We start from the raw sequence: 15,381 nt of genomic DNA on the forward strand, positions 1-15,381 counted from the left end.
GATCGGCTCCTCGGCACTGACGCACACAACAGGAAGGTTCGGGTGGGGGGTTGGGGGTTGGGACGTGCGGCGGGGGAGGGGTGATGCCGGCCGGGGGTGTCGGGGATCGGGATACGGGAGCGGGAGCGGGTCAGGCCGATCCTGCCCCGGCGGGCGGTACGGCGAACGGCAGCAGCGCCACCGTTACGTTGTCGTGGCCGCCGCCGTCCAGGGCGTGGCCCACCAGCACCCGGGCGCTGTGCAGCGGCCGCGCGCCGGCGTCGGCGGGCAGCACCCGGGCCATCTCGTCCGTCCCCTCCGCGTAGTTCCACAGCCCGTCGGTGCAGACCACCACCACTCCGGGCCGGTCCGGCTTGAAGGCGGCGGTGTGCGGGTCGAGTTCGTAGGAGTCGGCACCGAGCCAGCCGGTGATCGCGTGGGCGCGCTCGTCCGCGTACGCCTCGGCCTCGCCCATCAGGCCCGCGGCCACCATCTGCGCGGCCCAGGAGTCGTCCTCGGTGAGCCGGGCCGCCGGGGCGCCGCGGTCGTCCGGCACCCAGTAGGCGCGGCTGTCGCCGACCCAGCCGACCACCAGCAGCCCGCCCGCGACGACCGCGCCCACCAGGGTGCAGGCCGGGGCGTTCTGGTGGCGGTGCGGCTCGTGCTCGCGGGCCCCGTCGCCACCGCCGTCCGCGAGCGCGTCGACCGCCTTGGCGGCCGCCACGATCGCCTCGTGCATCGCGGTCTGCGGGTGGGCGCCCCGAGGGAGCGCCGCCGTCAGCGTCTCGCAGGCGGTGGCCGCGGCGGCGGCCGAGGCCTCGTCGGGCCGGGTCGCCGAGGACACCCCGTCGCAGACGATCGCGACCGTGGCGGGCGAGCCGTCCGGCAGCACCGCCCTGGCCACCGCGAAGGAGTCCTCGTTGCGGTGGTGGCGCAACCCGCGGTCGCTCACCGCGGCCACCGTGTCCAGGGCCCGCTCCATATGGTCCCGTTCGCTCGGCTGCGCGTGCCCGCAGTTCTCGCAGTACCCGTCCGCGTCCACCCGCCCGGCCCGGCACGCCACACACCCCCGCGCCACCGCGTGCTCGACGGTGCGGGGGTCGGGGACGGCGGGCCCGCCGGAGTGCTCGGCGGCGGTGCGGCCGGGAGCGCCGCCGCCCGGCCGCGCCGCCCCTTCACCCACCCGCCCAGCCGGTGCCGGGCCGGCGCGGTGCGCGCTGCCGTCGTGCGCGGGTACGTCGTGTGGGGCGCTCTCCCCCGGAGGCGCGCCCGCCCCGGGCGTCTGCCCCGGCGCCCCCTGCGGGGCGGTGCCGGAAGCCGCCGTGGTGTGCCCTGCCGGGTCGGTGCTGTGCGCGTGGCCGCCGTGCTGGGCGGCGCCCTGCGCAGGCGTGGCCGTTTGGGACGGCTGCCCCGGCGGGTGCTGCGGGGCGGTGCCGTCATGCGGGGCGGCGCCCTGCGGAGGCGTGCCTGCTTCGGGCACCTGCCCTGGCGTGCCCTGGGGGGCGGTGCTGTCGTGCTGGGCGGCGCCCTGTGGAGGCGCGCCCGCTCCGGGAGCGGCGGCCCCATGCCCGGGCGCGCCCTGCGGGGTCGTCCCGGGAACTGCGGCGCCGTGCGCGGGTACGTCGTGTGGGGCGGCGTGCTGTGGAGGCGTGGCCGGTCCGGGCACCTGTCCTGGCGTGCGCTGCGGGGTGGTGCTGTCGTGTTGGGCGGCGCCCTGTGGAGGCTTGCCCGCTCCGGGGGCGGCCCCTTGCCCGGGCGGCCCCTGGGGGGTCGTCCCGGGAACTGCGGCGCCGTGCGCGGGTACGTCGTGTGGGGCGGCGTGCTGTGAAGGCGTGGCCCTCCCGGGAACTGCGGCTCCCTGCGAGTGCCCGGCCTGCTCGGCGGCGCCCTGCGCAGGCGTGGCCGTCCCGTGCCCCGCCGTGCCCTGCGGGTATCCCGCCGGCTCGGCGGTGCCCCGCGTCGGTCCGACCGCTCCGGGTCCGGTCGCCCCGCGTCCGGGTGCGGCACCCGGGTTCCCGGCGCCGTACGGGTGCCCGGCCTCCACCTGCCTCGCCTCGGCCGGGCGCGGTGCCGGAAGCTCGAAGTCGTCGCTCTCGCCCGCTCGGTCGTCGAACCGCAGGGCTGCGCTGTCCGGCAGCGTATGCCCGGGGCCCTGGCCGCCCACCGCCCCCGTACCCCACGTCGTACCGGCCACCGGTCCACCCGGCACCCGTCCAGTCTCCGGGGCACCGCCTTCCGGTCCACCCGGCCATGTCTCGCCCGCAGGCACCGGTCCACCCGGTACCGGTCCACCCAGCACCGACCCGTCGGCATCCGACCGGCCGCCGACGACGCCGTCTTCCGCCGGCCCACCGGCAGCCCCCGGCCCACCGGCAGCCCCCGGGGGGCCACCGGCAGCGTCCGACCCGGCAGCCCCCGGGGGCGCCACCGGAACTCCCGCACCGCCCGGCGCCCCTGAGACGCCCACCGCCCCCGGGTCGCCCGGCCCACCCCGGTCGCCCGGGGCGGAGGCCGGGCGGGTGCGGGGGGGTGGGGGGACGGCCGAGAGGTCGTAGCCGCAGGCGCCGCAGAACAGGTCGCCCGACTCCAGCGGCTCCTCGCAGCCGGGGCACTTCGACAGGGCCGCGGGCCGGTCCATCTGCGCCATCACTCACACCCATGTCCGGGGGCGGACGCGGTTCGCCCGCTCCACCAAGTCGATCCGCTCCTCGCCCCGCTGGGCCAGCCGGGCGAGCACCCGGTAGGAGCGCTCCAGGCCGAGGCGCAGTCCGCGCTCGTCCGGGTCGCTGCCCAGCAGCGGGCGGCGGTCGCGTCCCGCTCCGGGACTACCGGAGAGTACCCAGTCCAGCGCCTTGCCCAGTACCTCGGTGGCCAGTTGCTCCCGGCGCACCGCGTCCAGCCCGAACCGCTCCAGCGCCGCCACCTCCCCGGCCGCCGCCGCCAGGTCGTCCAGCAGCGGCTCATCGCCCGGGCGGTGCCGCAGCCGCGCCCGCACCGCCGCCACCCGGGCCGCCGTGTAGTGGATGGAGGCCTCCGGCACCGACTCCAGGGTGCGTACCGCCGCCTGCCGGTCGCCGGCCGCCAACTGGACGCGGGCCAGCCCGAACGCGGCGCTGACATGGCTCGGGTCGGTCGTCCACACCAGCCGGTAGTACTCCGCCGCGTTGTCCAGCTGGCCGAGCAGCTCGGCGCAGACCGCGAGCGCCAGCTTGGGCGCGGGCTCGCCCGGGAACGCGTCGTACAGCGCGTCGAAGGAGAGCGCCGCCGTCTCGTTGTCACCGGAGGCCAGGGCGGTCACGCCCCGGTACCAGACGACCCGCCAGTCGTCCGGGCGGTCCGCCTCCAGGCTCTCCAGGCCCCGCAGCGCCGGGCCCGTCTCGCCCATGTCGAGCCGGGCGCGCAGCTCCCTCAGCCGCAGCTCCACCGAGGAGGCGGGCGCGGTGCCCAGGGCGGCTGTCAGCTCGGCCGGGGCGGAGGCCAGCAGTCCGGCGAGGAACCCGGCGTTCGGGTCGCCGGGGTCGACATGCGGTACGGGCAGGGCGAGCGCCGTGGCCCGGGCGTCCAGCGCCCCCAGCAGCGGGGTGCCGGCGGCCGGCGGGGGCGATGTCCCGACGCCCGGTGCGGTACGGGGGGAGGGGATGGGGGGTGCCGGGGGAGCCGCCGCCGGCACACGGCGTCCGGCTGCCTGGTGGGTCGGCCCGGCGGTCAGCCGACCGGCACCGGCGGTCTGGACGGCGCCCGCGCTGTGCACCGCGGTGGCCAGGGCGGCGGGGGCCCCGGCTCCGGCGGCCGGTGCGGGGGGCGGAACCGGGGGCGTAGCCGGGCCCGCCGTGGCCGGGCGCGAGGCGGGTCGGGCGCGGCGGAGGAGGCCGGCGCCTCGGGGCACCGGGCGCATGCCCAACTCGGTGACGTCACCGCCCGGTTCGGCGAAGAGGGCGGTGTCGGGCACCCGCAGCTCGGGGCCGAAGAGGGTGGAGAGGGCGGGGCGGGGCTGCCCGGTCTGGACGGCCACCACCTCCCGCAGCACCCCGGTCAGCTGCTCGGCCATCTCCTGCGCGGAGGCGAACCGGCGGGCCGGGTCCGGGTCGGTGGCCCGCACCAGCAGCCGGTAGAACGACTCGTAGCGGCGGAACACCTCGATGGTGTCCGGGTCCGGCAGCGAGTCCGCGTAGACCGTGGTGTACCCCTGGAAGTCGAAGGTCAGCACCGCCAGCGTGCGTGCCACCGTGTACAGGTCGGAGGCGACCGACGGGCCGGCCTCGGCGACCTCCGGGGCCTGGTAGCCGACCGTGCCGAAGATGGCCGATTCCTCGTCGTCCATCCGCCGTACCGCGCCCATGTCGATCAGCTTCAGCTGGTCCTCGGTCTGGATCGCGTTGTCCACCTTGAAGTCGCAGTACAGCAGGTTGCGGCCGTGCAGATGGCCCAGCGCCTCCAGGGCCTCGATGCCGTACGCGCAGGCCTGCTCCACCGGCAGCGGATCGCGCCGCCCGTCGGGGCCCCGCCGCTCGTTGGCGATGTCCTTGAGCGACTTGCCGCCGACGTACTCCATGACGATGTAGCCGTCCAGCGAGCCGGTGCGCTGGTCCAGGTGCTCCACGAAGTTGAGGATGCCCACGATGTTGGCGTGCTCGATCTCGGCGAGGAACCGCCGCTCGGAGATCGCCGCCGCCATCGCGTCCTGGTCGCCGGTGTCCAGCAGGCCCTTGAGCACCACCCAGCGGTCGGACACCGCGCGGTCGATGGCCAGGTACACCCAGCCGAGCCCGCCGTGCGCCAGGCAGCCCACCACCTCGTACTGCCCGTGCACCACGTCCCCGGCGCGCAGCTTCGGCACGAAGGAGTAGGGGTGGCCGCACTTGGTGCAGAACCCCTCGGTGCGGCCCGGCCGGCCGCCGCGCGCCCGGCCCACCGGCACCCCGCAGTCCGAGCGCGAGCAGAACCGCTTGCGCTCGGGGACCTCGGGGACCTCCATCACCACCGAGCGGGGCGAGGGCCGCGGCACCACCGGCACCGACACCAGCCCGGCGCCCAGCCGGTTGCGCCCCGACTGCCCGGAGGAGGTGCCCGAACTGCGCACCGACACCGAACGGGTGGAGCTCGAACCGCCGGCCGGCGAGCGGGAGAGCCGGCCCGACACCGAGCGCCGCGAGGTGGAGGAGCGGGAGGACGCCCGGGAGGAAGGAGAGGAACGGGAGGAGCGCATCGAGGCCGAGGAGGGTGCCGAGGAACGTGAGCGACCGCCCGCGACCCCCGTCGCCGAGGAGGACACCAGGCCGCCCGGCGACACCACCGGGGCCAGCCCGCAGGTGTCGCAGTACAGCTCGCCGCCGCCCATGTCCTCGTAGGAGCCCTCGCAGTCCGGGCGCTGGCACGTGGTCGTCATCTGGTCCCCCTGTGGTCACTCGGCCCGGCCAGGGCCTCCGCGGCCGCCCGCTGGTAGCGCAGCACCGCCTGCTCGGCGGCCCGCAGGTCGCACGGGGCGCTCCACAGCATCCGGCGCGCGGTGTCGTACCGCTCGATCAGCAGCGTGTCCTCGGCCAGACCGTGCCGGGCCACCTTCGCCCGGTAGGCGTCCAGCCGCCCCCGCAGCTCGGCCCGGACCGCCAGCGGCGCGGTGACCGCCGCCAACTCCTCCCGGGCCCGCAGCAGTTCCTCCTCGGCCTGCTGCTCCAGCGCCTCCAGCAGCGGGGACAGGCGGTTCCAGCGGGCGTGCCGCCGGTGCTCGGCGGCGGCCGCCAGCCGCTCCTGGAGCGCGGTCGGCGGACCGCTGACCGCCGGCACCTCCGAGGCGGCGATCTTGGCCAGCACCTCGCCGCGCGCCGCCCGGGCCTCGGCCAGCGTGCGGTCCGCGCGGGACAGCACATCCCGCAGCCGCAGCAGCCGGGCCTCGGAGTCCTGGCGCACCTGGAGCACCGCCTCCACCTCGCGGCGCACCTCCTCCAGCGCCCGCGCGGCCCGGTCGTACCGCTCGGTGTCCGGCCGGCCGCCGCCCGGCGCCGAACTGCCGCCGGCCGGCCGCCAGAACGCCAGCGGATCGGTCACCACCTGGGAGCGCAGCAGCGCCAGCTCCTGGGTGATCGCCTCCAGGTCGTCACCCGAGGGGTGCTCCCCGGGCCGCACCCCCACCGAGTGCGCCAGCGAACGGGTCCGGCCCAGCTCGGCGGCGAGCAGGTCTATCCGGGCGGGCAGCGCCGACCAGACCGCGTCCGCGCACACCACCGTGTCCAGCGAGGCGGCGTACAGCTCGTTCATCCGCTCCACCAGCCGCGCCAGGGTGAAGCGCTCGACCAGCCCGCCGCCCCCGGTGAGCCCGGGCGCGCGGACCTCGGTGCCGGAGACCGCCACACTCTCGCCGCGCAGCCGCTCGGTCAGCTCCACCAGGTCCTCCCGGCTCGACCAGCGGCGCCGCGACCGCAGCTCCCGGGCCTCGCGCAGGGCGGCGGTGTAGGCGTCGAAGTACGCCCACAGGGCGGTGATCGTCTGCTCCGTCTCCGCCCAGCGGGCCTTGGTCGCACCGGTCAGCTCCGCGCCCTCCAGCAGTCGGCGGCCCGCGTGGTCCTGGAGCGCCAGCAGCGAGTCCTCGACCGCCTTGTGCTCCGCCGCCAGCCGCGCCAGCGCACGGTCCACCTCGTCCCGGTCCATCACCGGACCGGGGGGTCCCGTGACGCCCATCGCTCACCTCTCACTGTCGGCCGGGCCGCGCCCGGGTGCCGGGCCGGGGGTCCGGCCCTGCGGTCAGCTGCTGCGGTACTTCGGCGCCGGCGGCCCCGCTATGCCCGGCAGCACCGCGCTCAGCCACTTGTCGTACGCCCGCTGCCACGGGCCCTTGCGGTAGTCGACCAGGACCTGGTTGACCCGGCGCACCAGGTCGTCGTTGCCCAGCTTGGCGGCCACGCCGTAGAACTCGGTGGTGAAGGGCCGGCCCTTCAGCCGTACCGCCGGGTCCTGCGCGGCCTGCCCGGCGGCCAGCGCGTTGTCGGTGACGACCGCGTCCACCTCGCCGAGCTGGAGCCGCACCAGGCAGTCCAGCTGGTTCGGCACCGTCAGCACGTCCTCGTCGCCGTCCCCGCCGTCGTGCTGGTCCTTGAAGACGGCGCCGAACGACTGCTGCTCCAGCGCCTCGTACGCCGTGGAGTCCTCGGCCGAGCAGATCCGCCTGCCCTTCAGCGAGGAGTCGTACCCGGTGACGGTGGACGTCGCCGGGGCCAGCACCTGCTGCCCGGCCTGGAAGTAGGCGGTGGAGAAGGCCACCTGCTCGGCCCGCTTGCAGTTGATGGTCATCGTCCGCACCACCAGGTCCACCCGGCCGCTCTCCAGCGCGGCGATGCGCTGGTTGGTGGGTATCGCCCGCAGGATCACCGCGTCCCGGTCGCCGAGGATGTCCTCGGCGATGGCCCGGGCCAGGTCGATGTCGAACCCTTCGAGCTCCCGGGTCGCCGGGTCGCGGTACCCCCAGCGGTAGCTGTTCTGGTCCACGCCGACGACCAGTTTGCCGCGCGCCTTGATCGCCTTCACCGAGGGGCCGTCCGCGGTGGACGGCGGCAGCGAGGCCTCCGGGTCCGTGCACTCCGCCGCCGCCCGGCCCGGCGCCGAGGCGGCCGTCCCGGAGGCGGCCGCCGGACCCAACTCCCCGTGCGCCAGCGGTACGAGGGTCAGCGCGGCGGTCACCGCGCAGGCGGCCGCCATCGCCGCGACCCCGCCCCAGCCGCGCAGCCGCCGCGTGCCCGGGCGCCGCCCGCGCGGTCGCGGTCCGCCCCGGGCACCGCCCGTCCCGCGCGCCCGTGGAGCCCCGCCCCGGGTGCCGTCCCCGTCCGCCATCGTGCCTCCCCTCACCCTCACCGGTACTCCGTCAGCCTGCGGTTGACACCCATGATCGTCCCGGCGGCGGCGACCAGCACCAGTCCGGCCGCCGCCCCGGGCAGCCAGTCCAGCGGGGCGACCGCGCTCCTCGCGGCCCGGGTGAACTCGCCCTGCTCATGGGCGACCGCCCGCCCCAGCGCGGCGTCCACCTCGTCGAAGGACTCGCCGGTGGAGGACTCGGCGCCGATCACCTTGGCCAGCGTGCCCTCGTAGTCGCCCGCGTCGTCCGCGGTCCGCGCCTCCTTGTGGCGCGTGCGCCACTCCTCGGCCGTCTTCCGGGCGTCCTCGACCGGGGCCTGCCCCGTGCCGTCGTCGGCGAGCCCGGCCGCCTTTTCCAGCGCCGCGCCGAGCCGGGCCATCCCCGCGGTGTACTCCGTCTCGTACTGGTCGCTCCTGCCGTCGGCGGTGAGCACCGCGCCGCGCGAGACCACCGCGAGGTTCTCGTTGGCGCGCGCCTTCAGCGAGTCGATCCGGGCGTCGTTCAGCGCGGTCAGCGAGTCCTGGCCCTGCTCGCGGGCCTCGGTCAGCATCGACCGGGCGTAGGCGTGGCCGGCCAGCAGGGCCAGCAGCAGCACCAGGGCCGCTGCGGTGGCGGCCAGCAGCCCGTGGTTCAGCACCCGGTTGGTCCGCAGGAACATCCGGCGCTGCGTCCACAGCAGGGCGGCCAGCGCGAACACCCCGACTGTTATGGGGAGCAGCGGCCAGGCCCGCGCCGACCGGTCGTCCTGCCCCAGCCGCCCGCTCTCCGCCTGGTAGATCCGCTCGGCGGCCGGCAGCAGCCTGGTGCTCATCTGCTGGTTGGCGTACCGCAGATAGGCGCCGCCCAGCGGCAGCCCCTGCCGGTTGGCCGCCCTGGCCCGCTCCACCAGCCCCGTGTAGCGCGGCAGCTGCTCGCCCAGCAGGGCCAGGTCGTCCGCCGACCGGGCCGAACCGCCCGTCCCCGCGGCCGCCTTGACCAGCAGCCGGGAGGCGGTGGCGATGTCCTTCTCGTACCGCTCCCGCACCTCGGCGGGCTCCTCGGGCCCGGCCAGGAATCCGCCGGCCGCCGCGGTGTCGGCGTCCGCCAGCGAGCGGTAGATGTCCGCCGCGTCCGCGCTCAGCGGCTGGCTGCGGTCCACCACGTCCTCGGCCGCCGCCGCCCGGCCGGAGACCTCCAGCGCGGTGACCGCGCCGAACACCAGCAGCAGCAGCGCCAGTACGGCGCCCAGCGCGCGCAGCCGCCCCGGCTCGGTCACCGCCGCCGCACGCAGCCGCGCGAGCGCCGCCTCCCAGTCGGACCGCCCCGCACCCCCCACCGCCGGCGGCGGCACGGGCGCGGCACCCGTCCTCTCCGGTGCGTGTACCACCTGACCTCCCCCTCGGTCGCCCACCGCAGTATGGCCGCATGTGCCCGGCCGCACACGGGGCTTGGCACGATCTTGTACGTATCCCCCGCATCCTCCGCTGCGCTGCGTGCCACCCTGCTCACTGTGAATACGCGCCCCGGATCCCCCTGGTTCCCCACGGTGCCCAGGTGGCGGACACTCGCCACGCGACGGGAGAAGGGGGACACGAGGGCGCCCCCGCCGAACTCCCGGCGGGGGCGCCCTCGCAGGTCGTGAGGTGCTACTTCGACAGGTTCGGCGGGCCCGTCGGGGGTGTCAGGGGGGTGGCGGCCACGGACTGGGGGGAGGAGGTGTTGGCGAAGGCGGAGGGGGCGGACATGGCGGCGGTGGGGTCGGCGGGGGCGTCGTCGGTGACGGTGACGGGGAGGCCGCCGACGATGCGGATGCCGGCCTTGTCGAAGGCGCGCTTGATGCGCCAGCGCAGCTCGCGCTCCACGCTCAGGGACTTGCCCGGCATGGTCTTGGCGGAGGTGCGGATGGTCATCGAGTCGAGGAGGACCTCGGTCAGGCCCAGGACCTCCACCGGGCCCCACAGGGCCTCGTTCCAGGGCTCCGTCCTGGAGAGGTTCTCGCCGGCCTCGGCGATCACCTCGCGGACCGTGTCCAGGTCCTCGCCGGGGTGGACGGTGACGTCGACGGTGGCGGTGGACCAGCCCTGGCTGAGGTTGCCGATCCGCTTGATCTCGCCGTTGCGGACGTACCAGATCTCGCCGTTGTCGCCGCGCAGCTTGGTCACCCGCAGCCCGACCTCGATCACCTCGCCGGAGGCCACGCCCGCGTCGACCGAGTCGCCGACGCCGTACTGGTCCTCCAGGATCATGAAGACGCCGGACAGGAAGTCGGTGACCAGGTTGCGGGCGCCGAAGCCGATGGCGACGCCCGCCACACCGGCGGAGGCCAGCAGCGGCGCCAGGTTCACGTTGAAGGCGCCCAGGACCATCAGCCCGGCGGTGCCCAGGATCAGGAAGGACGCCACCGAGCGGAGCACCGAGCCGATCGCCTCGGACCGCTGCCGGCGGCGCTCGGCGTTGACCAGCAGCCCGCCGAGGGCGGAGCCCTGTACGGCCTGGGCGCTGCGGTTCATCCGTTCTATGAGCTTGGTCAGGGCCCGGCGCACCAGATGGCGGAGGACGACGGCCACCGCGAGGATCAGCAGGATACGGAGGCCCGTGCTGAGCCAGGTGGCCCAGTTCTGCTCCACCCAGCCGGCCGCCTCGTTGGCGTGCCGGGCGGCCTCGTCGAACGACACCGGGGGCGGTGACGCCGGATCGGTGGGGTCGACGGCCTTCGCGGCGGACCAGAGCACGGTGGGGACCTCCAGGAGGCGGCAGCAGGGGGCGGGAAGAGGGGGAGGGGCGGACAAAACAATCTAACGGGGGACAGGGTGGCCCGCTGCGCCCCGAGCGGGCGAGAGGTACGTCTCACCAGGTCCTGACCTGGGGAATACGGAGATGTGGTCGAAAACACTCGGCGGCCGTTACCGGTACGTGGTGGCGCTTCGACCCGGCCTGAGGAGAGACTGAACGCAGATCGTCCCGGCGCGAGCCACGCGCCGCCGGCGTACAAGGAGGCATCCGTGCCGCATGTCCTGGTCCTCAACGCGTCGTACGAGCCCCTCGGCGTCGTACCGCTCCGCCGCGCGCTCGTCCTCGTCCTGGAGAACAAGGCCGTGAGCCTGGAGGAGTCCGGCGCCTTCCTGCACAGTGCGACCCGTGTCGTGGCGGCACCCAGCGTGGTCCGCCTCAAACGGTTCGTACGGGTCCCCTACCGGGGGCCCGTTCCCCTGACCCGCAAGGCCCTCTTCGCCCGCGACGGCGGGCGTTGCATGTACTGCGGCGGCGTCGCGACCAGCGTCGACCACGTCGTCCCGCGCAGCCGGGGCGGGCAGCACGCCTGGGACAACGTGGTGGCCGCCTGCCGCCGCTGCAACCACGTCAAGGCCGACCGGCAGCTGCGCGAGCTGGGCTGGCGCCTGCACCAGCAGCCCGCCCCGCCGAGCGGGCTGGCCTGGCGGATCATCGGCACCGGCCACCGCGACCCGCGCTGGCTGCCGTACCTCCAGCCGTACGGCGCGGACGCCGCGCTGGCCAGGATCGACAGCGGGGCGCTCTCCGCGACGCCGAGCACCACCCCGGTGAGCCCCCATGCCAGCACCCCGGTGAGCCCCTGAGGACCGGGCCGGCGGCTCACCGGACGGCGTACGCCTCCACGCCGACCAGCGAGTAGCCGAACTCGGTGCCCCGCTCGTCCAGCCGCAGCTGGACATAGCGGGTGTCCGGGGCGTCCAGCCGCACCGACTCGGTGCCGCCGCGGCCGCCGCGGACCACGGCCGCGGTACGCCATTCCCGGCCGTCCGCGGAGACCTGCACCCGGTACCGCTTGGCGTAGGCGTCCTGCCAGTGCAGCACCAGCTGCCCCACGTGGGCGGGGCGGGCCAGCTCCAGCTGCCACCAGGCGGTCGGCTCCAGGGGCGAGGACCAGCGGGTCTCCCGGTCGCCGTCGGCCGCCGCCGAGGCCGGGAAGTCCGGCGTCTCGTCCCCCGAGGAGGAGGCGGTCGCGGTACGGGCCAGATCGGGCCCGCCGGTCGCCGGGAAGGCGCGGACGGTGAGGGTGCGCCGCTGCCCGGCGAAGTCCAGCTCCACCGGGTACGACCCCACCGGGGTGCCGGCCGGCACGGTCACCTCCACCGGGACGGCGGCCGCGGTGCCGCGCGGGACGGTCGTGCTACGGGGCACCCGTACGGTGATCCCCTGGGGCGCCCTGGCGGTCAGCTCCCCGCGCACCTCGCCGGGCCGCTGCGCCCGCAGCACCGCGTCGAAGCGCTGCGGGCCGCCGCCGATCACCGCGTCCGCCTCCGGGCGCGGCAGCTCCAGCCGGGCCGCCGGCCCGTCCGCGTACCAGGGCGTGAGGGAACGGGACGAGCCCCCGGTGACGCGCAGCGATCGCGCCCGCAGTCCCTGGGGCGCGGCCAGCTGGGTCCAGCCGGAGGCGGTGTCGAGCGCGCCCAGCCGGCGCCAGCCCTCGCCGGGGACGTACGCCTCGACCGTGCCCGCCGTACCCGGCTCCGCGGTGGCGGTGACCGCCGCCAGCGGCCGGCCCGCGTCCACCGGGACGCCCGAGGACCCCGCCTTGTGTCCTGCCCGGCCGGCACCGGTCCAGGCGGCGGACTCGGCGGCCGCCCGGTCCAGGAACGGGTCCAGCACCTCCGCGCCCACCGTGGCCCGGTCGGCCCCCGGCGCCCGGCGCAGCTCCGCCAGGGCCAGCGAGGCCCGCCAGGCCGCCGCCCCGTCGCCCCGGGCCTGCGCCCCGAGCATGTCCAGCGCCGCCTCACCGGCCCGGCCGTAGCGGGACAGCTGCTCCAGCCAGGGCGCCGCCTCCCGCGCCGGCCGCCCCTCGGCCGCACCGGCCAGATGCTCCGGGGCCTGGCGCATCTCCGCGAACGCGGCCCGCAGCCGGTCCTCCGCCGTCCGCCGGACCGCCGGGGAGGCCGCGGTGTCGGCGCGGGTGTCCCAGAAGTCCGCCATCAGCGGGCGCAGATAGGCCGACTCGGCGGCCGGGGCGAGGATCGAGGAGGCGCCGTTGCCCGCCAGCGCGTGCAGCGCGGACCGGGCCCGGGCGTCCCCGCCCGCCAGGTCGTCCAGTGCCGCGCCCCAGGAGGCACCGGCCTGGTAGCCCTTGGGGTTCCAGGCGAAGTCGGCGGCGGTGAAGAGGGGGATACGGGAGATCGCGGGCTGCTCCATCGCGTTGGACATCAGCGCGGCCGACCCGGCGGCCACCGCGGGCTGCCGCCCGGTCACCGGCCCCAGGAAGAGCCGGTCCTGCGCGTAGTCGTTGACCGGGTAGTTGTCCAGGGTGACCAGCGGGTGCCCGAACACCTCGCGTACGACGGACAGCTCCCGCCCGGTGATGGTGCGGGGCACCACCCCGACCCCGGTCCACGCCACCTGCACCCCGCCGTCCAGCGCGGCCGACAGCGCGGTGCGGTACTCGGTCGCCCCGTCCTGGTAGAACTCGGTCGGCACCAGCGTCAGCGGCGCCGCGTCCGGATGGCGGCTCGCCAGATGGCGGGCCAGCTCCCCGGCGACCAGCGCGTGCGCCCGGGCAGCGGCCTCCGGCCCCATCCCGTACACCTCCGCGTCCTTGGCGCAGGCCCACTCGTCGTAGCTGGCGGCGTCGAACTGGAGCTGGAAGGCGCGCACCCCGAGCGCGTACATCGCCTCCGTCTTGCGCCGCAGCGCCCGCAGGTCCGCCTCCGAGGAGAGGCACATCGACTGGGCGGGCGCCAGCGACCAGGCGAGGGTGACATGGTTGCGCCGGGCCCGCTCGGCCAGCTCCCGGAACGCGGCCCGCTGCGCCGCCGGGTACGGCTCGCGCCAGCGGGTCTGGCGGTAGGGGTCGTCGCCCGGCGCGTAGAGGTACCGGTTCTGCTTGGTGCGGCCCAGGAAGTCCAGCTGGTCCAGCCGGTCGGACTGGCTCCACGGCCGCCCGTAGAAGCCCTCGGTCAGCCCGCGCACCGCCGTGCCCGGCCAGTCCCGCACGGCGACCCCGGGGACGGTCGCGTCCTGGGCGGCGGGGCCGGTGAGCAGCTGGCGCAGGGTCTGCACGGCGTGGAAGAGGCCGTCCGGCCCGGTGCCGTCCACCGCGACGGTGCCCCGGCCCTCCACCTTGCCGGTGGCCAGCCGGTAGCCGCCGGACGGCAGGTCACCGCGCTCCGGCACCTTCAGCGCGCGCAGCGCCACCCAGGCGCTCGACCCGCCGAGCAGCACCACCGGGGAGCGTCCGTCGCCGGCCTTCGCCGGGTCCCCGGCCTCCTCGGCGACCCGGTCCACCCGCCGCACCCCGGCCGTCCGCAGCACCTCCTCCAGCGCCGCCACCGCGTACGGGTCGGCGCCCCGGCCCACCACCAGGGCGACCCGCCCGCCCAGCGGCACGGCCCCGCCGGGCACCGCCCGCAGCGACTGCGGCCGCGGCCACACGGCGGGCGGCGCGTCCGCGTCCATCGCGGCCGGGGGAGCGGGCACCACCTGCGCGGCCGGGTCCCCGGCGGCGGGTCCGCCGGCGGCCACCGGGGCCGCCGTACGGGCCGGGCCGGAGCCGGCCGAGGCGCCGTCCGGCGAGGCGCCGGCCCCGGAGGAGCCCGGGGCGACGGGTGCGGTGGTCAGCAGCCCGCCGATGACGGCCACGGCGACGGCGGCCGCGGTGCGCGCCCGCGGCCCGAAGCGCTCGGAGGAGGCGGGCGGTATGCCCCGGGAGCCCCGTGCGCGCCTTCGGCCGCGAGTGCCGCGAGTGCCGCGAGTGCCGCGAGCGGCGCCAGTGCCCCGGGCGCTCGGGACGCGCTGCGTGTCCGGGGTGCCTGCGACGCGCTGCGTGTCCCGGGTGCCTTCCGCGTTCCGGGTGCCCCGGGCGCCTTCCGGGTCCGGGGTGGGGCCCGCGTGGGGGCCGCCGAAGGCCGTGGGCCCGGGCTGCCGGGTGGGCGTGTCGGCCCGTACGCCGGACCCGGCCGGTACGCCGGGTACGCCGGACCCGGCGCGTACGCCGTACTCCGGCGCCCATGCGCGGGACGCGGCCGGTGCGTCGGGCCCCGCCGGTACGTCCCTGCCGCCCCGTACGTCGTGGGCGCCGCCCGCCCCGTACCGCGCCGTCTGTTCCCAGGCCGCCGCGGGTACGTCGGGTACACCGGGCCCCGCCGGTACGTCCCTGCCGCCCCGTACATCGTGGGCACCGCCCGCCCCGTACCCCGCCGCCCGCTTCCCGGCCCCGGCCGACTCGTCCCGTACGACGGACCCGGCCGACCCATCCCCGTCCCCTACACCGGGCCCGGCGTCCGCCGCCTCCGCCCGGGCGTCCCGTTCGCCGTGCCCGGCCTCTGGTGCGCGCCGCGTCCGTCCGGCGCGCTGCCCGCGTCCGATGCGCCCGAACCCCACGCGCGTCCCCCTCGTCTTTCGTCATCCGGCGAGTAGCGTGGCCGAGGGCCGGACCGACCCGGGTCTCCGGCTGGTTCTCCGGCTGTTCACGGGCCGGGACTCCGGCCTGGCGGCCCGCCAGTTCGCGAGCCCACCACCGACTCGCCGAGGGTGTCAATGCGCATGTCTGGTCTGTCGTATTTGCCCGTCAGGTGGTGGGTCGGTGGCCACCGTGGGGTGGATGACGGGAG

General features: G+C 76.8%; 8 protein-coding genes. 1 reads left to right on the forward strand and 7 read right to left on the reverse strand.

All coding sequences use genetic code 11. The features are described 5' to 3' along the window. Nucleotides 1-130 precede the first annotated feature (130 nt). From M1O15_RS05160 to M1O15_RS05185, 6 genes are all read right to left on the reverse strand, one after another. Nucleotides 131-1,459, reverse strand: coding sequence for a PP2C family protein-serine/threonine phosphatase (locus tag M1O15_RS05160; protein ID WP_248632250.1), 1,329 nt, complete (start codon nucleotides 1,457-1,459; stop codon nucleotides 131-133). Nucleotides 1,460-2,629: 1,170 nt separating this feature from the next. Continuing rightward, nucleotides 2,630-5,365, reverse strand: coding sequence for a serine/threonine-protein kinase (locus tag M1O15_RS05165; RefSeq protein WP_248632022.1), 2,736 nt, complete (start codon nucleotides 5,363-5,365; stop codon nucleotides 2,630-2,632). Next, nucleotides 5,362-6,654: a coiled-coil domain-containing protein gene (locus M1O15_RS05170; protein WP_248632023.1), complete on the reverse strand. Its 1,293-nt coding sequence runs from the start codon at nucleotides 6,652-6,654 to the stop codon at nucleotides 5,362-5,364. Before M1O15_RS05170 ends, M1O15_RS05165 begins: the two co-directional genes overlap by 4 nt. A gap of 63 nt (nucleotides 6,655-6,717) precedes the next feature. Next, nucleotides 6,718-7,800 (reverse strand): glutamate ABC transporter substrate-binding protein, encoded by a 1,083-nt coding sequence (locus M1O15_RS05175; RefSeq protein WP_248632024.1) that lies wholly within the window; start codon nucleotides 7,798-7,800, stop codon nucleotides 6,718-6,720. 17 nt (nucleotides 7,801-7,817) lie between these two features. Further along, nucleotides 7,818-9,152: a GlnX family signal transduction membrane protein gene (locus M1O15_RS05180; RefSeq protein WP_372499363.1), complete on the reverse strand. Its 1,335-nt coding sequence runs from the start codon at nucleotides 9,150-9,152 to the stop codon at nucleotides 7,818-7,820. Between the two features lie 295 nt (nucleotides 9,153-9,447). Beyond that, nucleotides 9,448-10,533: a mechanosensitive ion channel family protein gene (locus M1O15_RS05185; RefSeq protein ID WP_248632025.1), complete on the reverse strand. Its 1,086-nt coding sequence runs from the start codon at nucleotides 10,531-10,533 to the stop codon at nucleotides 9,448-9,450. A gap of 270 nt (nucleotides 10,534-10,803) precedes the next feature. Here M1O15_RS05185 and M1O15_RS05190 point away from each other — a divergent pair, with 270 nt between their 5' ends. After that, nucleotides 10,804-11,397 (forward strand): HNH endonuclease, encoded by a 594-nt coding sequence (locus tag M1O15_RS05190; protein WP_248632026.1) that lies wholly within the window; start codon nucleotides 10,804-10,806, stop codon nucleotides 11,395-11,397. 16 nt (nucleotides 11,398-11,413) lie between these two features. Here M1O15_RS05190 and M1O15_RS05195 read toward each other — a convergent pair whose 3' ends face one another. Beyond that, nucleotides 11,414-14,410 carry a beta-N-acetylglucosaminidase domain-containing protein gene (locus tag M1O15_RS05195; RefSeq protein ID WP_248632027.1) on the reverse strand — a complete coding sequence of 999 codons (2,997 nt, stop codon included), beginning with the start codon at nucleotides 14,408-14,410 and terminating at the stop codon, nucleotides 11,414-11,416. Nucleotides 14,411-15,381: the final 971 nt, after the last annotated feature.

It is taken from the genome of Streptomyces lichenis (assembly GCF_023218175.1).
GTDB lineage: Bacteria > Actinomycetota > Actinomycetes > Streptomycetales > Streptomycetaceae > Streptomyces > Streptomyces lichenis.